The 21415-nt window shown below is 54.1% G+C and carries 21 protein-coding genes and 2 pseudogenes; 10 read left to right on the top strand and 13 right to left on the bottom strand.

Annotated elements, in window-relative coordinates; translation table 11 throughout:
- The first annotated feature begins 3 nt into the window (after positions 1-3).
- Entirely contained in the window at positions 4-534 is a 531-nt protein-coding gene (locus ACKLKD_RS25725; protein ID WP_079383680.1) for a recombinase family protein, read from the top strand.
- A gap of 29 nt (positions 535-563) precedes the next feature.
- On the opposite strand, the gene ACKLKD_RS25720 is transcribed toward ACKLKD_RS25725, so the two are convergent.
- Positions 564-1430: a class A beta-lactamase SCO-1 gene (locus ACKLKD_RS25720; protein WP_004197546.1), complete on the bottom strand. Its 867-nt coding sequence runs from the start codon at positions 1428-1430 to the stop codon at positions 564-566.
- Positions 1431-1591: 161 nt separating this feature from the next.
- Between ACKLKD_RS25720 and ACKLKD_RS25715 the strand changes: the two genes are divergently transcribed.
- Positions 1592-2791 carry a glycoside hydrolase family 5 protein gene (locus tag ACKLKD_RS25715; RefSeq protein WP_004197531.1) on the top strand — a complete coding sequence of 400 codons (1200 nt, stop codon included), beginning with the start codon at positions 1592-1594 and terminating at the stop codon, positions 2789-2791.
- Between the two features lie 134 nt (positions 2792-2925).
- On the opposite strand, the gene ACKLKD_RS25710 is transcribed toward ACKLKD_RS25715, so the two are convergent.
- Positions 2926-3174, bottom strand: a complete 249-nt coding sequence (locus ACKLKD_RS25710) for a hypothetical protein (protein ID WP_004197541.1) — start codon at positions 3172-3174, stop codon at positions 2926-2928.
- Positions 3175-3676: 502 nt separating this feature from the next.
- Between ACKLKD_RS25710 and ACKLKD_RS25705 the strand changes: the two genes are divergently transcribed.
- Positions 3677-4351: a recombinase family protein gene (locus ACKLKD_RS25705; RefSeq protein ID WP_004197529.1), complete on the top strand. Its 675-nt coding sequence runs from the start codon at positions 3677-3679 to the stop codon at positions 4349-4351.
- Between the two features lies 1 nt (position 4352).
- On the top strand, positions 4353-4679 hold the full coding sequence (locus tag ACKLKD_RS25700; protein WP_004197526.1) for a hypothetical protein: 327 nt from the start codon (positions 4353-4355) through the stop codon (positions 4677-4679).
- 35 nt (positions 4680-4714) lie between these two features.
- Here the strand turns inward: ACKLKD_RS25700 and ACKLKD_RS25695 are convergent, their stop codons facing one another.
- From ACKLKD_RS25695 to ACKLKD_RS25685, 3 genes are all read right to left on the bottom strand, one after another.
- Positions 4715-5992, bottom strand: a complete 1278-nt coding sequence (locus tag ACKLKD_RS25695; RefSeq protein WP_004197540.1) for a Y-family DNA polymerase — start codon at positions 5990-5992, stop codon at positions 4715-4717.
- A gap of 5 nt (positions 5993-5997) precedes the next feature.
- On the bottom strand, positions 5998-6426 hold the full coding sequence (locus ACKLKD_RS25690; protein WP_004197551.1) for a LexA family protein: 429 nt from the start codon (positions 6424-6426) through the stop codon (positions 5998-6000).
- A 95-nt stretch (positions 6427-6521) separates the two neighbouring features.
- On the bottom strand, positions 6522-6794 hold the full coding sequence (locus ACKLKD_RS25685; RefSeq protein ID WP_004197545.1) for a helix-turn-helix domain-containing protein: 273 nt from the start codon (positions 6792-6794) through the stop codon (positions 6522-6524).
- A gap of 124 nt (positions 6795-6918) precedes the next feature.
- Here ACKLKD_RS25685 and ACKLKD_RS25680 point away from each other — a divergent pair.
- From ACKLKD_RS25680 to ACKLKD_RS25670, 3 genes are all read left to right on the top strand, one after another.
- A protein-coding gene (locus ACKLKD_RS25680) for an IS5-like element ISKpn12 family transposase (RefSeq protein WP_087786363.1) occupies positions 6919-7679 on the top strand; the annotation gives its coding sequence in 2 pieces (ribosomal slippage) (positions 6919-7243 and positions 7243-7679; 762 coding nt in all).
- Between the two features lie 10 nt (positions 7680-7689).
- A complete protein-coding gene (locus tag ACKLKD_RS25675) occupies positions 7690-8298 on the top strand; it encodes a DUF6596 domain-containing protein (RefSeq protein WP_306415568.1) in 609 nt (202 codons plus the stop codon).
- Positions 8299-8570: 272 nt separating this feature from the next.
- The gene (locus ACKLKD_RS25670; protein ID WP_004197549.1) at positions 8571-8756 is read left to right on the top strand and encodes a hypothetical protein; all 186 of its coding nucleotides are present in this window, start codon (positions 8571-8573) and stop codon (positions 8754-8756) included.
- Between the two features lie 65 nt (positions 8757-8821).
- On the opposite strand, the gene ACKLKD_RS25665 is transcribed toward ACKLKD_RS25670, so the two are convergent.
- From ACKLKD_RS25665 to ACKLKD_RS25645, 5 genes and pseudogenes are all read right to left on the bottom strand, one after another.
- Positions 8822-9960, bottom strand: a protein-coding gene (locus ACKLKD_RS25665) for an IS3-like element ISKpn11 family transposase (protein WP_162832797.1) whose coding sequence is annotated in 2 segments (ribosomal slippage) — positions 8822-9693 and positions 9693-9960 — 1140 coding nt in all. Because the reading frame shifts where the segments join, the coding sequence is not laid out codon by codon here.
- An 85-nt stretch (positions 9961-10045) separates the two neighbouring features.
- Positions 10046-10306: pseudogene (locus ACKLKD_RS25660) on the bottom strand (hypothetical protein); the annotation flags it as partial.
- Positions 10307-10318: 12 nt separating this feature from the next.
- Positions 10319-11179, bottom strand: a complete 861-nt coding sequence (aac(3)-IIe, locus tag ACKLKD_RS25655; RefSeq protein ID WP_000557452.1) for an aminoglycoside N-acetyltransferase AAC(3)-IIe — start codon at positions 11177-11179, stop codon at positions 10319-10321.
- Positions 11180-11320: 141 nt separating this feature from the next.
- Positions 11321-12181, bottom strand: a complete 861-nt coding sequence (locus ACKLKD_RS25650; RefSeq protein WP_000027057.1) for a broad-spectrum class A beta-lactamase TEM-1 — start codon at positions 12179-12181, stop codon at positions 11321-11323.
- A 182-nt stretch (positions 12182-12363) separates the two neighbouring features.
- Complete coding sequence (locus ACKLKD_RS25645; protein WP_001235713.1) at positions 12364-12921, bottom strand: recombinase family protein; 558 nt, start codon at positions 12919-12921, stop codon at positions 12364-12366.
- Between the two features lie 163 nt (positions 12922-13084).
- On the opposite strand from ACKLKD_RS25645, the gene ACKLKD_RS25640 reads away from it, so the two are divergent.
- Positions 13085-16090 carry a Tn3-like element Tn3 family transposase gene (locus ACKLKD_RS25640; RefSeq protein ID WP_001143760.1) on the top strand — a complete coding sequence of 1002 codons (3006 nt, stop codon included), beginning with the start codon at positions 13085-13087 and terminating at the stop codon, positions 16088-16090.
- A gap of 84 nt (positions 16091-16174) precedes the next feature.
- Here the strand turns inward: ACKLKD_RS25640 and tetR(A) are convergent, their stop codons facing one another.
- Positions 16175-16825, bottom strand: a complete 651-nt coding sequence (tetR(A), locus tag ACKLKD_RS25635) for a tetracycline resistance transcriptional repressor TetR(A) (protein WP_000164043.1) — start codon at positions 16823-16825, stop codon at positions 16175-16177.
- A gap of 105 nt (positions 16826-16930) precedes the next feature.
- Here tetR(A) and tet(A) point away from each other — a divergent pair, with 105 nt between their 5' ends.
- Positions 16931-18130: a tetracycline efflux MFS transporter Tet(A) gene (tet(A), locus tag ACKLKD_RS25630; protein WP_000804064.1), complete on the top strand. Its 1200-nt coding sequence runs from the start codon at positions 16931-16933 to the stop codon at positions 18128-18130.
- Positions 18131-18161: 31 nt separating this feature from the next.
- On the opposite strand, the gene ACKLKD_RS25625 is transcribed toward tet(A), so the two are convergent.
- Positions 18162-19046: a DMT family transporter gene (locus ACKLKD_RS25625; RefSeq protein WP_000058717.1), complete on the bottom strand. Its 885-nt coding sequence runs from the start codon at positions 19044-19046 to the stop codon at positions 18162-18164.
- Between the two features lie 137 nt (positions 19047-19183).
- The gene (locus tag ACKLKD_RS25620; RefSeq protein ID WP_001351729.1) at positions 19184-19576 is read right to left on the bottom strand and encodes a cysteine hydrolase family protein; all 393 of its coding nucleotides are present in this window, start codon (positions 19574-19576) and stop codon (positions 19184-19186) included.
- A gap of 3 nt (positions 19577-19579) precedes the next feature.
- Here ACKLKD_RS25620 and ACKLKD_RS25615 point away from each other — a divergent pair.
- A pseudogene (locus ACKLKD_RS25615) lies at positions 19580-21331 on the top strand (Tn3-like element TnAs1 family transposase); the annotation flags it as partial.
- Between the last annotated feature and the right edge of the window lie 84 nt (positions 21332-21415).

Here is a 21415-nt window from a genome sequence, read left to right as displayed (position 1 = left end):
TCTATGCAACAGTGCCTCTATGAGGATCACGCTTCCGGTACTCGGAATGATCGGCCGGGCCTGGCGGCCTGCTTGAAGTCCTTGCGCGAAGGTGATGTTTTGGTGGTCTGGAAGCTTGATCGTCTCGGGCGATCGCTTGCTCATCTGGTCAATACTGTGAAAGACCTGTCTGATCGCAATATCGGTTTGCGGGTACTGACCGGAAAAGGCGCCCAGATCGACACTACGACCGCATCCGGTCGCATGGTGTTTGGTATATTTGCCACTTTAGCAGAGTTCGAGCGAGACCTTATTCGTGAGCGAACAGTAGCAGGTCTTGCCGCCGCAAGAGCGCGCGGCCGGAAAGGAGGGCGAAGATTCGCTCTTACAAAAGCGCAGGTTCGTCTTGCTCAAGCCGCCATGACACAGCGCGACACCTCTGTTTCCGACTTATGCGCAGAGCTGGGAATAAAACGCGTTACCTTATATCGATATGTGGGACCGAGTGGGGAGCTCCGGGACTACGGGAAACGCGTTCTTGGCCTGGTTCCGTAGCCAGAAATGTTCCGGCAACCATTTCCTTTTTATTCCAGAACTTCGGCAGCAATCGCTTTGCCAATAGAGGCGATGGCAGCGTTCCTTTCCTCCATAGTGGCTTTCGTCTGTGTAATGTAAATCGCAGCAATGATTGGCGCGTGTTTTGGCGGCCACATGACGGCAATCACCCCACGCGTCCCGTTACCTCCAGCGCCAGTTCGATCGGCGACGCGCCAATCAGAAGGAACTCCAGCGCGCAGCAAAGGGTCACCAACCTCATTACTTTCAAGCCAGGTTGTGAGTTGTTTTCGCTCGTCAGAGCCAAGAGTGGGGCCCAGTACCAGTTTATTAAGTGTTTCGAGAATAGCGCGAGGCGTTGTCGTGTCGCGCACGTCTCCAGGCGTTCCTTCGTTGAGGTCCGGTTCATTTCTGTCAAGTCGAGTAATGTTATCACCTGTCTTGCGCAAATAAGCGGTTACAGCTTGCGGTCCTCCCAGGATTTCAAGAACTTTGTTGACGGCGGTATTGTCACTTGTACGCATGGTAATGCTGCAAAGGTCAGCCGCACTTACTTTTTTGCCGACTATGCCGGATGTCACTGGTGCATATTCATCCAGGTCCGCCTTTTTGATCAAGGCCTCTTTATTCATAAAGCTCTGACCTTTATCCAACAGCGCTGCACAGGTCAGAGCTTTGGATGTGCTCGCCATCGGGAAACGGTCATCAGCACGGTGGAACCAGGCACGTTGAGACCCGGTGTCCAGGACGGCTATACCCACTTTTGCTCCCAGCGTGGTTTCAACCTGTTTTACGGTATCATCAATAGAATGGGTGTCGCTCGCATAAACCGGCGATATTGCGTTTAGCGCGATAGCCGCCGTGGTGAGTGGAATCAAAAGGGCAGATCTTGTCATCGCATGCCTTAATCAAATGAATTTTCAAAAACTTCAGAAGTCTAAAGGACGAATTGCGGCGAATGTTGGGTCGCTTTCTTTATTTCGACGAATTGGAGCGATACGGCAGCGATCACGAATTTACGGAATGCAAATAGTTTTATCTAAATCGGATTGGTTCTATGCATTTTACAAAATTAAAGACCGTGGTAATCGCTGCTCTCCTGAGCGCAACTGTCAGCTCATTTACCCTGCCAGCTTATTCTGCCGATCTCATCGGTTTTTGGGACACACAGCGAAAAGGCGGGAACAGCTTTAACAAAACGCCTCCTGATGAGGCTTATTTCAAAACGCTGGCCGCGACGGGCGCTACCTGGGTTCGTCTGACTTTTAGCAAATGGCGTGGGGAAGATCGGGATTTCCTGATCGGCAATGCTGATCACTATCGAAGCCTGAGAGAAAAAGATTTACAAATTCTGCGGAAGACATTGGATGCCGCTCAGGCAGCCGGACTTAAAGTCGTTCTTACATCGGTAAGCCTTCCAGGTGCCCGATGGACTCAACAAAATGGTGGTAAATTTGATGATCGGCTATGGGAAAGCCCTGAATATGTCGAGCAAGCCGTCAAGTTCTGGACCGATCTGGCCGGAGAACTGAAGGATCACCCAGCGATAGCCGCCTATAATTTAATTAATGAACCAGCACCTGAGAAAACCACCGGGCTTAAAGAAAATGCATCGATGGAAGTTTTAGAAGAGTGGCAGAAGGAACATCAGAACGGCACAAGGGATTTACGAGCGTTTTACCAACAGCTCATTGAAGGCATTTGGAAAGTCGATCCGGCAACACCTATAATGGTCGACAGTGGGTATTACGCGAATGCTCGATCACTAGCAGCATGGCCTGCACCGCTTGCTGACACCAAAGTTCTTTATGCATTTCATATGTATGAACCCTATGATGCCACAAGCGCGCCAAATATGAAGCGCAAGGTGCCTTTACGCTACCCTGGTGTAAAGACGCGATACTCTGGTTCAGAAGTTATTTGGGACCGCAAAACAGTTGCTGCTCATATCACCCTCCCTTTTGAATGGGCCAGGAAAAACGGCTTAAGCACCAATCGAATAGTGATGGCCGAATTCGGTTGTATGCGCCTCTGGCCAGACTGCAGCGCCTATTTGACCGATGTAATGGATGCAGCCGAGAAGTTTCAGGCTCACCGTGCATTTTATGCATTTCGGGAAGACGAGTGGGACGGCATGGATTACGAACTGCCTGCAAGTCTGCGTCCCGGCCAGTTTTACTGGCTGACAGAACAGGGTAAGCAAAACAAAATTCCGCGAAATGGCGAACTCATGAAACTGCTCAAGAAGCGGATGTAATGAGAGGACAAAAATTGCGCTCAGGTTGAATGAGCGGGAGTGTTCCGCCTCGTTCCAGTCAACGGCGGAACATACTTGCACGGCAAATTTCAAAATGCGGTTCAATTTTTTATTGAATGAAGCCGTCCATTTGATCATTCATTTGTACTGACACAGCTTAGAGTAGGTTTTCGCCCCTTCCCGCAAACGTCCCCTTCAATTGCAAAATCGCTTGCAAGGTCAGCGGGAGTAAAGAACGCGCCTGCTGCGCCATTGGTGAAGTTTGCGCCTTCATGCCAATTATACAGCACAAACAATTTTTCATCATAGTTCAAAACGTCTTTGGTCAAAATCGCTTCAGCTTCGCGATGTGCTTTCAATTGTGCTTTAGTGAGTTTTGCCATTTTCTTCTTTCCCTTTTTTGCCCGTAGGGCAGAAACCCCGTTTCTGCTCCTGCGGCGTCGCAAGTGAGACTGGGGGTAAGGGGTGGCAAGTTGAAAAATGGGGAGGGGGATCACCCGCCCGAAGGGACACCAAGAGCGCTTCCGCTCCTGGTGTTGCTGCACAAGCGAGCGTAAGCCGGTCATTGCCGGCTGAAGTGAGTGCGGAAGCACGGGGAAACCCCATTTTTCTGCTTGCGAGGGGTAGGGGGCAAAGCCTCCTAATTCCCCTTTCTGTATATAGAAATTGGATTGAGCGCCTATAGGCGCACTCTTTCAAGCCAAAGGCTTGTTGAAGGCGGAGCCACCCGCGCAACTCAAATAGCGCCGAAGGGCTGGCGGAGCCTATTTAATAGCCGCAATTAGCGGCCATAATGATTTTGTTTTGAGTATGCTTAAAATGGACTGGCTTTAATAGGTACTGTATAAGGCGCTAACACCACTTAAAACAGACTGGTTCGCGCTAATGACTCAAACAGTACCGGCAAAGGCCACAAATTTTGTTCGTGCCTATCTTCGTGCATCAACTAAAGAACAGGATGCACAGCGAGCGCGGGGCAGTATTGATGCCTTTGCGCAAGAGCGCGGCTTATCAATTTGCAACTATTATGCAGAAAATGAATCTGGCGCTCGTTTAGATCGGCCTGAGTTATTCCGGCTCCTGAGCGATTGCCAGTCTCAAGATATTTTACTTATTGAAGATGTTGACCGGTTGTCTAGGCTGCGTGAAGCTGATTGGCAAAATCTAAAAGCTATCTTGCGGGATCGGCAAATTAAAATCGTGGCCGTGAATGTCCCGACGACTTGGCAAAGTCTAAAAGCTGACCAGACCGAATTTGATGCCCGAATGTTTGGCGCAATCAATGACATGCTTCTAGACATGCTGGCCGCTATAGCACGGCGAGATTATGAGCAGCGCCGTGCGCGGCAAAGACAAGGTATTGATAAGGCAAAATCCAACGGGAAATTTAAGGGTCGCACACCTGACCTGAAGCGATATGAAGCTATTAATAAGATGCTTGCAAGCGGCAACTCATGGACAACGATACAACAGACATTGAATTGCAGCCGCTCCACGATTGCCAAGGCGGTTAATTATAAATTAACCAAGGAAAGCACTAATAAGATAAGAGGTGATTAAAATGACTTTAACGATGCAAGATACATTCATTTATATGGCTCTGTGTTTCGGTATGTATGTTTATCTAAAACTATTCCGAATGTACCATTCCATAACTGAAGATAACTGTACTTTTAAGGATGCTTTTACAGCCTCTTTTTCAGATGAAAGATATTTTGGCATTAGAAATAACATTCTAGCATTTGCTGCCTTAGCATTTGCTTCTTTCGGTCTGTTTGTTTGCTATAAATTTGTAACCCAAGAAATCACATATTCAAAAATTCACACTATGATCATTGTCATTGTGACCGGCCTGCTGGCATTTACGCTGATAAAACTGAGAAGGTAATAGAGAATATTTTCCACCTCTCAGTTAGATAATATTCAACAAATTACTGGCAAGTCTGAAAGTCTTGTTGTGAAGCGTGGTGAACGCATATCCGCTTTCGCTTCATGTTTATTCTGAAAGCCTTGCGCACCGATAACAACCTTGCGTTTGCCGTATCGGTCATTAATTGCGTCCATTGCTTCCATTAGGCGAGCATCACGGGGCTGCACTATATCAAAAAGCATTTTGGGCGCGTCCTCTGCCTTCAGAAGATCATCGAGCATCACACCCGCCTTTGTATAGCTATAGCCATGCTCATGCGCTTTAGGATGCCAACCAGCACGGGCGCACCGGTTAACAGCCTGCACAAGATCGAATGTATTATTCGTCATGGGCTTCAGCTTTACGGTTCTTGATACCGAGTGCTGCGCGGCGTTTTTTGAAAAACTGTTTGTGTGAAAAAACGCTGTGATCTGACCAGCAACTAATCCATGCAACCGAAGCTTTTCAGCGGCACGGGAAGCGTGGGCGGTGAGTGCCTGCATAACAGCCTCTAAATCGCGCATAGGCGCACCAGCAGAGCGCGTAACAGCCATGCCCTTGCGTTGTGGTGCAATGTCCTCGATCTCAAGGCAGCGGATGCCCTGAAGCTCCGCAACTGTTCTTTCTAAGACAACTGTACCGAGTTGACGTGCAAGTGTGCGCGGCATGTCGCGCAACTGTGCCGCCGTTGCTATTCCTTGTGATGCCAGCTTGATTTGTGTTTGCCGCCCTATTCCCCACACTTCAGCAACCGGAATCCGGTCTAAACACCATGCCAATACTGCCGGTTGCGTGAAGTCGCAAACACCGCCAAAAATCGGGTTTTTCTTGGCGGCAAAATTGGCAAGTTTTGCAAGTGTCTTTGTCTCGGCAATGCCGACACAATTAGGGATTCCGGTCACTTGTCTAACGGTGGCTCGCATATCAACGGCAATGGCTTCATAACGATCACCAAAGCCCGACAAATCAACAAAGTTTTCATCTATCGAATAGATTTCGTAATGAGGTGAAAACTGGCTCACAGCATCCACGACACGGCGGCTCATATCTCCGTAAAGCGTATAGTTTGAGGATAGCACTTTAACGCCGTGTTCTTTGACCAGCTCACGGATTTTAAACAGCGGCGCACCCATCTTAATACCGAGGGCTTTTGCTTCCTCTGATCGTGCTACGGCACAACCATCATTGTTTGACAGGATGATAACCGGCTTGCCTAGCAAGTGCGGCTGAAACACCCTCTCACACGAAACATAGAAATTATTCCCATCAATCAGGGCTATGGGTCTTACCATTGCAATCAATCCACCGAATAGCGGCGGACTGATCCGGCGATTACGCCCCAAATCTCTGTTTGGTCTGTAATCCTGATTGGCTGATAATTATTGCCCTTAGATTTAGGATCGAGCCAATATTGACCGTCTCGCTTGGCTAATTTCTTCAGTGTGATTGAACCGTCAACCACAGCTAAAACAATGCGGCCTACCCGCGCTTTACCGGAACGATCCACGGCAATTAAATCTCCATCGTGAATACCTTCATCGACAAGGCTATCACCGGAAACACGCCACCAAAATGTGGCGCTCGGATGCGGTACGATCCAAGCAATAGGGTCAATTTCATCCTCTAAATCATCACTGGCCGGTGATGGGAAACCAGCAGGAACGACAATTGAGGATAAAATAACGGTTTGGCCTTCATAGGCAACTGAAACAGGGCTTAAAATCATTGAATTACCATTTGCTACACTACAAGAACATATAATGAACAAAGGTTAATTTCAATCTGCCTTCTGGCGGCAGTTTTTAAGCTGTGTTGTTCTCGTCAAATTTCCAACTTGGCCGCGATGTTTGTCATTTCTTCAGCTTCAGGCAGATATGAAAAATTGCCGGTTCCAAGTAAGAACCACGCCGGATTCACATTGTATTCGATCACAAGCGAGCGCAAAACTTTCATAGGTATCTCGCGCTTAGCGTGTTCATAAGCACTATAAGCACTTTGTGATACTAAAATGCTATCAGCAAAGGGTTGTTGTCGCTTGCCGGACTTCTTGCGAACTTCTTTCAAGCGGTCTGCGATTTCATTTATTTCATTCATACAGCCAACCTTTACCAGCTCAACACAAGCGATAAACAACACATCATTTCATAAGCCCTAGGGTCAGGACCCATTGATTTGAACTGACGGCTGTGATTCAGATGGGCGTATAGGAGCCCGACTGATGAGTAATTTGTTTTGGCTGACGGACGAGCAAATGGCTCGTCTTCAGCCCTATTTCCCCAAGAGCCATGGCCGCCAGCGCGTTGATGATCGACGCGTTCTGAGCGGCATCATCTTCGTCAACCGCAACGGGCTGCGTTGGCGTGATGCGCCGAAGAAATATGGCCCGGCGAAGACGCTTTATAACCGCTGGAAACGCTGGGGCGACAAGGGCGTATTTATCCAGATGATGGAAGGTCTGGCCGTGCCTGAAGCCGCAGAGCACAAGACCATCATGATCGATGCGACCTATCTCAAGGCCCACCGCACGGCTTCCAGCTTGCGGGTAAAAAAGGGGGCGCGGGCCGCCTGATTGGACGCACGAAAGGCGGCATGAACACCAAGCTTCATGCCGTAACGGATGCGAGTGGTCGCCCGATCAGCTTCTTCATAACGGCAGGCCAGGTCAGCGATTACACCGGTGCTGCCGCCTTGCTTGATGAACTTCCCAAGGCCAAATGGTTGCTGGCCGACCGTGGCTATGATGCCGACTGGTATCGTGACGCTTTACAGGCGAAGGGGATCACTCCCTGCATTCCAGGTCGAAAATCCCGCAAGAAGACCATCAAATACGACAAACGCCGCTACAAACGGCGCAACCGGATCGAGATCATGTTCGGGCGTCTCAAAGACTGGCGGCGTGTCGCTACGCGTTACGACCGGTGCCCAATGGCCTTTCTCTCCGCCATCGCTCTCGCTGCGACCGTTATCTTCTGGCTATGAGCAATGAGTCCTGACCCTAGCGCATATCAAGCCAGAGGAGCCTGAGGTACTTGGTCTTTTAGCCCTCATGGAACTCCAGTGCTCTCGGCTGCTTGCCCGACAAGATCGTCAAGGCTTGCCAGTGCCGCTCGATCGTCAGGATCGTGGCTTGTGGGATCGATTGCTCATACGTCGAGGTCTGGAGATAGTTGAGCGAGCATGCCGCATGTCGTCTCCCACTGGATGGTATCTTCTGCAAGCGTTGATTTCTGCTTGTCACGCGCGGGCTGCGAGCTTTCGAGACACCAATTGGCGAGAGATACTGGCGAGATATGACGCGCTCTTCCTGTTGAGCCCTACATACGTAGTTGCCCTCAATCGAGCAGTCGCTGTGTCGTGGGCCATGAACCCCGCTGCAGGGATGGCGGTCCTTAAGGCGATTGAGGACGAGTGGGACGTGGAGACCTACCCGCTTTTTCACGCGACGCGGGCGGATTTCCTTTCGCGTCTTGGTTTCCAAGACCAAGCTGCGGCAGCCTATCAGGCTGCGGCCGTACTCAGCACCAACCTACCTCAAAAGTTGTTCTTGGTCACGCGCGCTGAGGAATGCCTGGCAGGGTCTCGGACAGATGTTGGATAACATCAGTCGATTGACGGTGATTGCGCGCACGTGGACGCGCATCATGACAGGTATGACGAGCCTTTGAACGTCCGCTGGCTGTGCCGGCGCCATCATATCCGGCTGCACTTCTACGGTGAGGACATGTTTCCTATGTGCAGGCCGCATCACGTATGAACGGCGGCTCTCCGGTTATGCCTCAACGCCGCTGAAAGCGTCGCGCGGTCAGTCAGCCATGACGATCATACCTTATTCAGATCATGCGATCGGCGCCCTGCCATCAGGAGGATGAAATGCGTAAAGATCAGATCCCGGATTTCGTTGATGAGATCTTCGCCACCGGCTGCCCAATCACCGCAGTAGGACAAGATTGCTATGTTTTGCAGAGAGCGATCTGCTGGCAGAAGACTTCGACCGTGTTGGTGAGGTGGTCGATAAAATCTGCCAGCGATAAGGAAAGCGTGACCATCTGTTGCTGACATCAGAGGTGGCTCGGTTTGTCTGAACAGTTTTGGGCGTTTTGCTAAGTGGATTTCCGCCTTGATTATGCCGCCACCATCATTGGTGCCAGCGCGTTGAAGTAGGCCTGATCCGGCGTCTGCCGGTCAAGGGATGAATGTGGACGTCGGCTATTGTAGAAGGCGAGATAGCGGCCGATGCCAGCGCGAGCCTCGGATACGGTCTTGTAGGCGTGGAGATAGACCTCTTCGTATTTGATCGACCGCCAGAGCCGCTCGACGAAGACGTTGTCGCGCCACGCGCCCTTGCCATCCATCGAGATGGCGATCTCCGCCTTCTTCAGCACGGCTGTGAAGTCGATGGAGGTGAACTGCGAACCCTGATCGGTGTTGAATATTTCAGGCTTTCCATAGCGGGCCAGCGCGTCCTCGACCGCTTCGATGCAGAAGTCCGCCTCCATCGTGATCGACAGCCGCCAGGACAGAACCCGCCGGCTAAACCAGTCCACGACGGCGCAGAGATAGACGAATCCCCGCGCCATCGGCACATACGTTATGTCCATTGCCCAGACCTGGTTGGGCCGGGTGACCGCCAGCTTGCGCAGGAGATAAGGATAGATTTTGTGACCTGGCGCTGGTTTGGAGGTGTTCGGGCGACGGTAGATTGCCTCGATGCCCATCTTCTTCATCAGCGTGGCGACGTGCAACCGCCCGACCTCGGTCCCTTCACCCCTCAAAAGCCCTTGCAACATCCGACTTCCGGCGAACGGATAGTCGAGGTGCAGTTCGTCGATCCGCCGCATCAGGTCCAGATCGCCGTCGGACACTTGACGTGGAGAATAGTAGACACTGCCACGGCTGAAGCCGAGAAGCCTGGCCTGACGTGCGACCGACAGTTTGTGTGTTCGGTCGATCATTTCTTTCCGCCCAGCAATCCCGCTTTGCCGAGCGCTCCGGCTAAAAAATCATTCTCCAATGTCAGTTCGCCTATTTTGGCGTGCAGCGTTTTGACATCGACGGTTGGACCTGCCGGTTCCGCCTTCGCTTCATCGCCGAAAACGCCTGTCGCCCCATCAAGGAGCTGGTCTTTCCACTGTTTGATCTGGTTGGCATGCACGTCGAACTGCTGGGACAATTCCACCAGCGTCTGCTCACCTCGGATCGCGGCGAGCGCCACTTTTGCCTTGAAAGCCGGGCTGTGGTTCCGGCGCGGTCGTCTTGTCATGGTATCTCCTGTTCCCGGCATCTAAGCCGAAGTCAGGCAGAAATTCCACTTATCACCGCTGTGCAGATTTCCCGAGCCACCTCTGATAGTCCGGGTGCACGAGCGTCATTGGGATGATGATGTCCTGCGAGTAATTCCTGCGAATCTCGCTGACCGCAGCGATCGTAAGTCCCCTCCACAAGGGGAGATCCTGATAGTCTCCGCTCGCTGGTATGGGGACCGTTTCTTTCACCACGAACCCGATTTCCTCAGGGTCAAAGATCAGCGATTTCGGACGCCGATCGCGCAGCCGCTCAGCGAGAGTCGTCTTTCCGGCGCCGAAAGGTCCGTTGATCCAGATTATCATTGTCGACGGCCTCTAACCGGAAGGCTCGCAAGAGCGCTGGGCGGCTTCGTGTGCTGGCACGATCGGAGTGGCTCCGAAGTGCTTCTCAAGATAGGTGACGCCGAACGTCACGATGTCCTGCGCGTCGAACAGGTAGCACTGAGCAAAGCCCACGACACCTTCTCGATGGCGACCGAGCTTCACGTAAGCATTTGCTATAGTTTCGACCGCATCCGGCTTTCCTTCGATAGCAAAGCAATCGAGAATGCCGTTTGAATCGTATTCTGATGCCGTTTTCCAGGCGACTTCACCGTTTCTTCCAAGCATCGGCATCTCATACGTCACCCATCGTTTGTTGGGGATATCCGCAACCGCCTCGGCGTAGTGCAATGCGGTAACGGAGTTTAGCGGCGCACCCAACAGCAGGGCCTTCCCGCCAAGGCGGACGAACCGCTCGACGGGCGACCCTTCCCCCAAGGCGTGACCGAGTTCGTGAGGCTCCGTCAGCGTTTCAGCTAGCGGACCAACCGCGACCATCGATGCATCGGGGTGCGCGCTGCGCCGCGCGCCGGGGGCTTGAACCAGAAATTGATTCAGCAGGCCGAACCCACGGTAAGTCCCGGCCGTTGCGGGATCGAACGGCGGCCAGGTACGGCGGGCTTTGTCATCCAACCGAGCGCCATTCAGAGTCTCCTCGTAGGGTGATCGGTCCCACGACGCGTATCCCATCACAGTGCCAGTCGGCCCAACCGCGGAGCGTAACGCGGCAACGACCGTCTCCGCTCCTCCTTCGACCGGACCAATCGCTTTAAGTGAGGCATGCACCATCAACAGGTCACCGGTTTGGACTCCGAGTTTTCGAATTGCCTCCGTTATTGCCTTCCGCGTATGCATCGCGATATCTCCTCTAAACTGCAAAACACTATACCTATCGAGAGGCACTGTTGCAAAGTTAGCGATGAGGCAGCCTTTTGTCTTATTCAAAGGCCTTACATTTCAAATCTAAAGTATATATGAGTAAACTTGGTCTGACAGTTACCAATGCTTAATCAGTGAGGCACCTATCTCAGCGATCTGTCTATTTCGTTCATCCATAGTTGCCTGACTCCCCGTCGTGTAGATAACTACGATACGGGAGGGCTTACCATCTGGCCCCAGTGCTGCAATGATACCGCGAGACCCACGCTCACCGGCTCCAGATTTATCAGCAATAAACCAGCCAGCCGGAAGGGCCGAGCGCAGAAGTGGTCCTGCAACTTTATCCGCCTCCATCCAGTCTATTAATTGTTGCCGGGAAGCTAGAGTAAGTAGTTCGCCAGTTAATAGTTTGCGCAACGTTGTTGCCATTGCTGCAGGCATCGTGGTGTCACGCTCGTCGTTTGGTATGGCTTCATTCAGCTCCGGTTCCCAACGATCAAGGCGAGTTACATGATCCCCCATGTTGTGCAAAAAAGCGGTTAGCTCCTTCGGTCCTCCGATCGTTGTCAGAAGTAAGTTGGCAGCAGTGTTATCACTCATGGTTATGGCAGCACTGCATAATTCTCTTACTGTCATGCCATCCGTAAGATGCTTTTCTGTGACTGGTGAGTACTCAACCAAGTCATTCTGAGAATAGTGTATGCGGCGACCGAGTTGCTCTTGCCCGGCGTCAACACGGGATAATACCGCACCACATAGCAGAACTTTAAAAGTGCTCATCATTGGAAAACGTTCTTCGGGGCGAAAACTCTCAAGGATCTTACCGCTGTTGAGATCCAGTTCGATGTAACCCACTCGTGCACCCAACTGATCTTCAGCATCTTTTACTTTCACCAGCGTTTCTGGGTGAGCAAAAACAGGAAGGCAAAATGCCGCAAAAAAGGGAATAAGGGCGACACGAAAATGTTGAATACTCATACTCTTCCTTTTTCAATATTATTGAAGCATTTACCAGGGTTATTGTCTCATGAGCGGATACATATTTGAATGTATTTAGAAAAATAAACAAATAGGGGTTCCGCGCACATTTCCCCGAAAAGTGCCACCTGACGTCTAAGAAACCATTATTATCATGACATTAACCTATAAAAATAGGCGTATCACGAGGCCCTTTCGTCTTCAAGAATTTTATAAACCGTGGAGCGGGCAATACTGAGCTGATGAGCAATTTCCGTTGCACCAGTGCCCTTCTGATGAAGCGTCAGCACGACGTTCCTGTCCACGGTACGCCTGCGGCCAAATTTGATTCCTTTCAGCTTTGCTTCCTGTCGGCCCTCATTCGTGCGTTCTAGGATCCTCCGGCGTTCAGCCTGTGCCACAGCCGACAGGATGGTGACCACCATTTGCCCCATATCACCGTCGGTACTGATCCCGTCATCAATGAACCGGACTGCCACGCCCTGAGCGTCAAATTCCTTTATCAGTTGGATCATATCGGCAGTGTCGCGGCCAAGACGGTCGAGCTTCTTAACCAGAATGACATCACCTTCCTCCACCTTCATCCTCAGCAAATCCAGCCCTTCCCGGTCTGTTGAACTGCCGGATGCCTTATCGGTAAATATACGGTTTGCTTTCACACCTGCGTCTTTGAGTGCTCTGACCTGAAGATCAAGAGACTGCTGACTGGTTGAGACCCGAGCGTAACCAAAAAGTCGCATAAAAATGTACCTTAAATCGAATATCGGACAACTCATGTCTATTATTACAAATTTACGATTTAATAGACATATTAATGTAACAGTTTTACGATGTCCGATAATTTATAACATTTCGTACGGTTGGAAAAATGTTACTAAATGCCCGTCAGGCAGGGAGGCCGATATGCCCGTTGACTTTCTGACCACTGAGCAGACTGAAAGCTATGGCAGATTCACCGGTGAACCGGATGAGCTTCAGCTGGCACGATATTTTCACCTTGATGAAGCAGACAAGGAATTTATCGGAAAAAGCAGAGGTGATCACAACCGTCTGGGCATTGCCCTGCAAATTGGATGTGTCCGTTTTCTGGGCACCTTCCTCACCGATATGAATCATATTCCTTCCGGCGTCCGGCATTTTACCGCCAGACAGCTCGGGATTCGTGATATCACCGTTCTTGCAGAATACGGTCAGAGGGAAAATACCCGCCGTGAGCATGCAGCGCTGATACGTCAGCACTATCAGTATCGTGAATTTGCCTGGCCCTGGACATTTCGCCTTACCCGTCTTTTATATACCCGGAGCTGGATAAGCAACGAACGTCCTGGCCTGCTTTTCGATCTGGCGACAGGGTGGCTTATGCAACATCGTATTATTCTCCCCGGAGCCACTACGCTGACCCGGTTGATTTCAGAGGTAAGGGAAAAGGCGACGTTGCGCCTGTGGAACAAACTGGCACTGATACCGTCAGCCGAACAGCGTTCACAGCTGGAGATGCTGCTGGGGCCAACTGATTGCAGCCGCCTGTCTTTACTGGAATCACTGAAAAAGGGCCCTGTGACCATCAGTGGTCCGGCGTTTAATGAAGCAATTGAACGCTGGAAAACTCTGAACGATTTTGGCCTGCATGCTGAAAACCTGAGTACACTCCCGGCTGTGCGCCTGAAAAATCTCGCACGTTATGCTGGTATGACTTCGGTGTTCAATATTGCCAGGATGTCACCGCAGAAAAGGATGGCGGTTCTGGTTGCCTTTGTCCTTGCATGGGAAACGCTGGCGCTGGATGATGCATTGGACGTTCTGGACGCCATGCTGGCCGTTATCATCCGTGACGCCAGAAAGATTGGGCAGAAAAAACGGCTCCGCTCGCTGAAGGATCTGGATAAATCTGCATTGGCGCTCGCCAGCGCATGTTCGTACCTGCTGAAAGAAGAAACACCGGACGAATCGATTCGTGCTGAGGTGTTCAGCTACATCCCAAGGCAAAAGCTGGCTGAAATCATCACGCTTGTCCGTGAAATTGCCCGGCCCTCAGACGATAATTTTCATGAAGAAATGGTGGAGCAGTACGGGCGCGTTCGTCGTTTCCTGCCCCATCTGCTGAATACCGTTAAATTTTCATCCGCACCTGCCGGGGTTACCACTCTGAATGCCTGTGACTACCTCAGCCGGGAGTTCAGCTCACGGCGGCAGTTTTTTGACGACGCACCAACGGAAATTATCAGTCGGTCATGGAAACGGCTGGTGATTAACAAGGAAAAACATATCACCCGCAGGGGATACACGCTCTGCTTTCTCAGTAAACTGCAGGATAGTCTGAGGCGGAGGGATGTCTACGTTACCGGCAGTAACCGGTGGGGAGATCCTCGTGCAAGATTACTACAGGGTGCTGACTGGCAGGCAAACCGGATTAAGGTTTATCGTTCTTTGGGGCACCCGACAGACCCGCAGGAAGCAATAAAATCTCTGGGTCATCAGCTTGATAGTCGTTACAGACAGGTTGCTGCACGTCTTTGCGAAAATGAGGCTGTCGAACTCGATGTTTCTGGCCCGAAGCCCCGGTTGACAATTTCTCCCCTCGCCAGTCTTGATGAGCCGGACAGTCTGAAACGACTGAGCAAAATGATCAGTGATCTACTCCCTCCGGTGGATTTAACGGAGTTGCTGCTCGAAATTAACGCCCATACCGGATTTGCTGATGAGTTTTTCCATGCTAGTGAAGCCAGTGCCAGAGTTGATGATCTGCCCGTCAGCATCAGCGCCGTGCTGATGGCTGAAGCCTGCAATATCGGTCTGGAACCACTGATCAGATCAAATGTTCCTGCACTGACCCGACACCGGCTGAACTGGACAAAAGCGAACTATCTGCGGGCTGAAACTATCACCAGCGCTAATGCCAGACTGGTTGATTTTCAGGCAACGCTGCCACTGGCACAGATATGGGGTGGAGGAGAAGTGGCATCTGCAGATGGAATGCGCTTTGTTACGCCAGTCAGAACAATCAATGCCGGACCGAACCGCAAATACTTTGGTAATAACAGAGGGATCACCTGGTACAACTTTGTGTCCGATCAGTATTCCGGCTTTCATGGCATCGTTATACCGGGGACGCTGAGGGACTCTATCTTTGTGCTGGAAGGTCTTCTGGAACAGGAGACCGGGCTGAATCCAACCGAAATTATGACCGATACAGCAGGTGCCAGCGAACTTGTCTTTGGCCTTTTCTGGCTGCTGGGATACCAGTTTTCTCCACGCCTGGCTGATGCCGGTGCTTCGGTTTTCTGGCGAATGGACCATGATGCCGACTATGGCGTGCTGAATGATATTGCCAGAGGGCAATCAGATCCCCGAAAAATAGTCCTTCAGTGGGACGAAATGATCCGGACCGCTGGCTCCCTGAAGCTGGGCAAAGTACAGGTTTCAGTGCTGGTCCGTTCATTGCTGAAAAGTGAACGTCCTTCCGGACTGACTCAGGCAATCATTGAAGTGGGGCGCATCAACAAAACGCTGTATCTGCTTAATTATATTGATGATGAAGATTACCGCCGGCGCATTCTGACCCAGCTTAATCGGGGAGAAAGTCGCCATGCCGTTGCCAGAGCCATCTGTCACGGTCAAAAAGGTGAGATAAGAAAACGATATACCGACGGTCAGGAAGATCAACTGGGCACACTGGGGCTGGTCACTAACGCCGTCGTGTTATGGAACACTATTTATATGCAGGCAGCCCTGGATCATCTCCGGGCGCAGGGTGAAACACTGAATGATGAAGATATCGCACGCCTCTCCCCGCTTTGCCACGGACATATCAATATGCTCGGCCATTATTCCTTCACGCTGGCAGAACTGGTGACCAAAGGACATCTGAGACCATTAAAAGAGGCGTCAGAGGCAGAAAACGTTGCTTAACGTGAGTTTTCGTTCCACTGAGCGTCAGACCCCTCTACATGGCTCTGCTGTAGTGAGTGGGTTGCGCTCCGGCAGCGGTCCTGATCAATCGTCACCCTTTCTCGGTCCTTCAACGTTCCTGACAACGAGCCTCCTTTTCGCCAATCCATCGACAATCACCGCGAGTCCCTGCTCGAACGCTGCGTCCGGACCGGCTTCGTCGAAGGCGTCTATCGCGGCCCGCAACAGCGGCGAGAGCGGAGCCTGTTCAACGGTGCCGCCGCGCTCGCCGGCATCGCTGTCGCCGGCCTGCTCCTCAAGCACGGCCCCAACAGTGAAGTAGCTGATTGTCATCAGCGCATTGACGGCGTCCCCGGCCGAAAAACCCGCCTCGCAGAGGAAGCGAAGCTGCGCGTCGGCCGTTTCCATCTGCGGTGCGCCCGGTCGCGTGCCGGCATGGATGCGCGCGCCATCGCGGTAGGCGAGCAGCGCCTGCCTGAAGCTGCGGGCATTCCCGATCAGAAATGAGCGCCAGTCGTCGTCGGCTCTCGGCACCGAATGCGTATGATTCTCCGCCAGCATGGCTTCGGCCAGTGCGTCGAGCAGCGCCCGCTTGTTCCTGAAGTGCCAGTAAAGCGCCGGCTGCTGAACCCCCAACCGTTCCGCCAGTTTGCGTGTCGTCAGACCGTCTACGCCGACCTCGTTCAACAGGTCCAGGGCGGCACGGATCACTGTATTCGGCTGCAACTTTGTCATGCTTGACACTTTATCACTGATAAACATAATATGTCCACCAACTTATCAGTGATAAAGAATCCGCGCGTTCAATCGGACCAGCGGAGGCTGGTCCGGAGGCCAGACGTGAAACCCAACAGACCCCTGATCGTAATTCTGAGCACTGTCGCGCTCGACGCTGTCGGCATCGGCCTGATTATGCCGGTGCTGCCGGGCCTCCTGCGCGATCTGGTTCACTCGAACGACGTCACCGCCCACTATGGCATTCTGCTGGCGCTGTATGCGTTGATGCAATTTGCCTGCGCACCTGTGCTGGGCGCGCTGTCGGATCGTTTCGGGCGGCGGCCGGTCTTGCTCGTCTCGCTGGCCGGCGCTGCTGTCGACTACGCCATCATGGCGACGGCGCCTTTCCTTTGGGTTCTCTATATCGGGCGGATCGTGGCCGGCATCACCGGGGCGACTGGGGCGGTAGCCGGCGCTTATATTGCCGATATCACTGATGGCGATGAGCGCGCGCGGCACTTCGGCTTCATGAGCGCCTGTTTCGGGTTCGGGATGGTCGCGGGACCTGTGCTCGGTGGGCTGATGGGCGGTTTCTCCCCCCACGCTCCGTTCTTCGCCGCGGCAGCCTTGAACGGCCTCAATTTCCTGACGGGCTGTTTCCTTTTGCCGGAGTCGCACAAAGGCGAACGCCGGCCGTTACGCCGGGAGGCTCTCAACCCGCTCGCTTCGTTCCGGTGGGCCCGGGGCATGACCGTCGTCGCCGCCCTGATGGCGGTCTTCTTCATCATGCAACTTGTCGGACAGGTGCCGGCCGCGCTTTGGGTCATTTTCGGCGAGGATCGCTTTCACTGGGACGCGACCACGATCGGCATTTCGCTTGCCGCATTTGGCATTCTGCATTCACTCGCCCAGGCAATGATCACCGGCCCTGTAGCCGCCCGGCTCGGCGAAAGGCGGGCACTCATGCTCGGAATGATTGCCGACGGCACAGGCTACATCCTGCTTGCCTTCGCGACACGGGGATGGATGGCGTTCCCGATCATGGTCCTGCTTGCTTCGGGTGGCATCGGAATGCCGGCGCTGCAAGCAATGTTGTCCAGGCAGGTGGATGAGGAACGTCAGGGGCAGCTGCAAGGCTCACTGGCGGCGCTCACCAGCCTGACCTCGATCGTCGGACCCCTCCTCTTCACGGCGATCTATGCGGCTTCTATAACAACGTGGAACGGGTGGGCATGGATTGCAGGCGCTGCCCTCTACTTGCTCTGCCTGCCGGCGCTGCGTCGCGGGCTTTGGAGCGGCGCAGGGCAACGAGCCGATCGCTGATCGTGGAAACGATAGGCCTATGCCATGCGGGTCAAGGCGACTTCCGGCAAGCTATACGCGCCCTAGGAGTGCGGTTGGAACGTTGGCCCAGCCAGATACTCCCGATCACGAGCAGGACGCCGATGATTTGAAGCGCACTCAGCGTCTGATCCAAGAACAACCATCCTAGCAACACGGCGGTCCCCGGGCTGAGAAAGCCCAGTAAGGAAACAACTGTAGGTTCGAGTCGCGAGATCCCCCGGAACCAAAGGAAGTAGGTTAAACCCGCTCCGATCAGGCCGAGCCACGCCAGGCCGAGAACATTGGTTCCTGTAGGCATCGGGATTGGCGGATCAAACACTAAAGCTACTGGAACGAGCAGAAGTCCTCCGGCCGCCAGTTGCCAGGCGGTAAAGGTGAGCAGAGGCACGGGAGGTTGCCACTTGCGGGTCAGCACGGTTCCGAACGCCATGGAAACCGCCCCCGCCAGGCCCGCTGCGACGCCGACAGGATCTAGCGCTGCGTTTGGTGTCAACACCAACAGCGCCACGCCCGCAGTTCCGCAAATAGCCCCCAGGACCGCCATCAATCGTATCGGGCTACCTAGCAGAGCGGCAGAGATGAACACGACCATCAGCGGCTGCACAGCGCCTACCGTCGCCGCGACCCCGCCCGGCAGGCGGTAGACCGAAATAAACAACAAGCTCCAGAATAGCGAAATATTAAGTGCGCCGAGGATGAAGATGCGCATCCACCAGATTCCCGTTGGAATCTGTCGGACGATCATCACGAGCAATAAACCCGCCGGCAACGCCCGCAGCATCGCGACCGTCATCGGTGAGAAGTTCGGCAGGTATTGGGTGGTGACAATGTAGGTGCTGCCCCAAATGGCAGGTGCTATCGCTGTGAACAATAAATCGGGCGTGCGTAATGACATGCGATTACAAGACCTCCGCTACGGCGATGGGTTTTTGAGAGTTGCAGGCGCCGCGATGACCGCACCCTGACTTGGACTGGCCCTGCCTCGCACCAATCCACCTGCGGCTATGGCCGCGATCATGCGAGGCCCGAAAATTACACGACCTGTACACGTCCGCCGAACCCGGAACGCAACAGAGCTTCGTGGGCATCCCGATCCGGGTCGTAGCAGCAGTCCTGGACCAAACGCACGTCGTAGTCCGCATCACTAGCCCAGGCGACGCTTGAAAGAACAACGCCGGTGGTGCTTATCCCGGCCATGACAAGCGTGCTTACGCCGCGCGTCCGAAGGTCGGCGTCGAGCGCCGTGCCATAAAAGACGCTGGCTCGCGGACATGCATAGAAAAGGTCGCCCCGTTCGATCGCAAGCCCTTCGACGGGCAGACCGGTGCGAAATCGTCCGCTCGGGAGATACGGTGAGATTTGGCGATTCGTCGCCGGCGGCGCATGTTCATACTCTTCGCCGAGCGAAAAGTTGGGGAACAGCACGGGCCGGCCGCGCAAGGCGTGCTGGCAGCCGTGCAGACCCTGCGTGAGATGAACGCCGACAACCTGCGCAAGGTGCCGGCCGATGCACCCACGGCCTTCATCAAGCCGCGCTGGAAGCCGCTGGTGATCACCCCGGAAGGCCTCGACCGGAAATTCTACGAAATCTGCGCCCTGTCCGAGCTGAAGAACGCCCTGCGCTCCGGCGACATCTGGGTCAAGGGCTCGCGGCAGTTCCGCGACTTCGACGACTACCTGCTGCCGGCCGAGAAGTTCGCCGCACTCAAGCGCGAGCAGGCCCTGCCCCTGGCGATCAACCCGAACAGCGACCAGTACCTGGAAGAGCGTTTGCAGCTGCTGGACGAGCAGTTGGCCACCGTCACCCGCCTGGCCAAGGACAACGAGCTGCCCGATGCCATCCTCACCGAGTCAGGGCTGAAAATCACCCCGCTGGATGCGGCGGTGCCGGATCGGGCGCAGGCGCTGATCGACCAAACCAGCCAGTTACTGCCGCGCATCAAGATCACCGAACTGCTGATGGACGTGGACGACTGGACGGGCTTCAGCCGCCACTTCACCCACTTGAAGGACGGGGCCGAGGCCAAAGACAGGACGTTGCTGCTGTCCGCAATCCTCGGTGATGCGATCAACCTCGGGCTGACCAAGATGGCCGAGTCGAGCCCCGGCCTGACCTACGCCAAGCTGTCCTGGCTGCAAGCCTGGCACATCCGCGACGAAACCTATTCGGCGGCCTTGGCCGAGCTGGTCAACCACCAGTATCGCCACGCCTTTGCCGCCCACTGGGGCGACGGCACGACCTCATCCTCCGATGGCCAGCGCTTCCGCGCGGGTGGCCGGGGCGAGAGCACCGGGCACGTCAACCCGAAGTACGGTAGCGAGCCGGGACGGCTGTTCTATACCCATATCTCCGACCAGTACGCGCCGTTCAGCACCCGCGTGGTGAATGTCGGCGTCCGCGATTCCACCTATGTGCTCGACGGCCTGCTGTACCACGAGTCCGACCTGCGGATCGAGGAGCACTACACCGACACGGCCGGCTTCACCGATCACGTCTTTGCCCTGATGCACCTGCTAGGCTTCCGCTTCGCGCCGCGCATCCGCGACCTCGGCGAAACCAAGCTGTACGTGCCGCAGGGCGTGCAAGCCTACCCGACGTTGCGCCCGCTGATCGGCGGCACCCTGAACATCAAGCACGTGCGTGCCCACTGGGACGACATCCTGCGCCTGGCCAGCTCGATCAAGCAGGGCACCGTCACCGCCTCGCTGATGCTGCGCAAGCTCGGCAGCTACCCGCGCCAGAACGGACTGGCCGTGGCCCTGCGCGAGCTGGGCCGGATCGAGCGCACGCTGTTCATCCTGGACTGGCTGCAAAGTGTTGAACTGCGCCGCCGCGTGCATGCCGGCCTGAACAAAGGTGAGGCGCGCAACTCGCTGGCCAGGGCGGTGTTCTTCAACCGCCTTGGGGAAATCAGGGATCGGAGCTTCGAGCAGCAGCGCTACCGGGCCAGCGGCCTCAACCTGGTGACGGCGGCTATCGTGCTGTGGAACACGGTGTACCTGGAACGCGCCACCCAGGGGTTGGTCGAGGCCGGCAAGCCGGTGGACGGCGAGCTGCTGCAATTCCTGTCGCCGCTGGGCTGGGAGCACATCAACCTAACCGGCGATTACGTCTGGCGGCAGAGCCGCAGACTGGAAGACGGGAAGTTTCGGCCCTTACGGATGCCCGGAAAACCTTAGCGTACGATTTTTTCCGAATTCTGCGGGCTCCCCGACTATGCTCAATACTCGTGTGCACCAAAGCGAGGTGAGCATGGCGACGGA

The sequence above is a fragment of the Klebsiella sp. 10982 genome, from assembly GCF_048589245.1.
Taxonomy (GTDB): domain Bacteria; phylum Pseudomonadota; class Gammaproteobacteria; order Enterobacterales; family Enterobacteriaceae; genus Klebsiella; species Klebsiella quasivariicola.
Note: the sequence above shows the minus strand (reverse complement) of the source record. Positions and strands in the feature narration are given on the sequence as shown.

Excerpts from the sequence above, each read along its gene's own strand:
- ACKLKD_RS25640 (WP_001143760.1), top strand. The coding sequence starts at position 13,085 with ATGCCCGTTGACTTTCTGACCACTGAGCAGACTGAAAGCTATGGCAGA.
- ACKLKD_RS25695 (WP_004197540.1), bottom strand. The coding sequence starts at position 5,992 with ATGGTAAGACCCATAGCCCTGATTGATGGGAATAATTTCTATGTTTCG.
- ACKLKD_RS25625 (WP_000058717.1), bottom strand. The coding sequence starts at position 19,046 with ATGTCATTACGCACGCCCGATTTATTGTTCACAGCGATAGCACCTGCC.
- ACKLKD_RS25720 (WP_004197546.1), bottom strand. The coding sequence starts at position 1,430 with ATGACAAGATCTGCCCTTTTGATTCCACTCACCACGGCGGCTATCGCG.
- ACKLKD_RS25685 (WP_004197545.1), bottom strand. The coding sequence starts at position 6,794 with ATGAATGAAATAAATGAAATCGCAGACCGCTTGAAAGAAGTTCGCAAG.
- ACKLKD_RS25710 (WP_004197541.1), bottom strand. The coding sequence starts at position 3,174 with ATGGCAAAACTCACTAAAGCACAATTGAAAGCACATCGCGAAGCTGAA.
- ACKLKD_RS25705 (WP_004197529.1), top strand. The coding sequence starts at position 3,677 with ATGACTCAAACAGTACCGGCAAAGGCCACAAATTTTGTTCGTGCCTAT.
- ACKLKD_RS25690 (WP_004197551.1), bottom strand. The coding sequence starts at position 6,426 with ATGATTTTAAGCCCTGTTTCAGTTGCCTATGAAGGCCAAACCGTTATT.
- ACKLKD_RS25645 (WP_001235713.1), bottom strand. The coding sequence starts at position 12,921 with ATGCGACTTTTTGGTTACGCTCGGGTCTCAACCAGTCAGCAGTCTCTT.
- ACKLKD_RS25650 (WP_000027057.1), bottom strand. The coding sequence starts at position 12,181 with ATGAGTATTCAACATTTTCGTGTCGCCCTTATTCCCTTTTTTGCGGCA.
- ACKLKD_RS25700 (WP_004197526.1), top strand. The coding sequence starts at position 4,353 with ATGACTTTAACGATGCAAGATACATTCATTTATATGGCTCTGTGTTTC.
- ACKLKD_RS25725 (WP_079383680.1), top strand. The coding sequence starts at position 4 with ATGCAACAGTGCCTCTATGAGGATCACGCTTCCGGTACTCGGAATGAT.
- ACKLKD_RS25715 (WP_004197531.1), top strand. The coding sequence starts at position 1,592 with ATGCATTTTACAAAATTAAAGACCGTGGTAATCGCTGCTCTCCTGAGC.
- ACKLKD_RS25670 (WP_004197549.1), top strand. The coding sequence starts at position 8,571 with ATGCGTAAAGATCAGATCCCGGATTTCGTTGATGAGATCTTCGCCACC.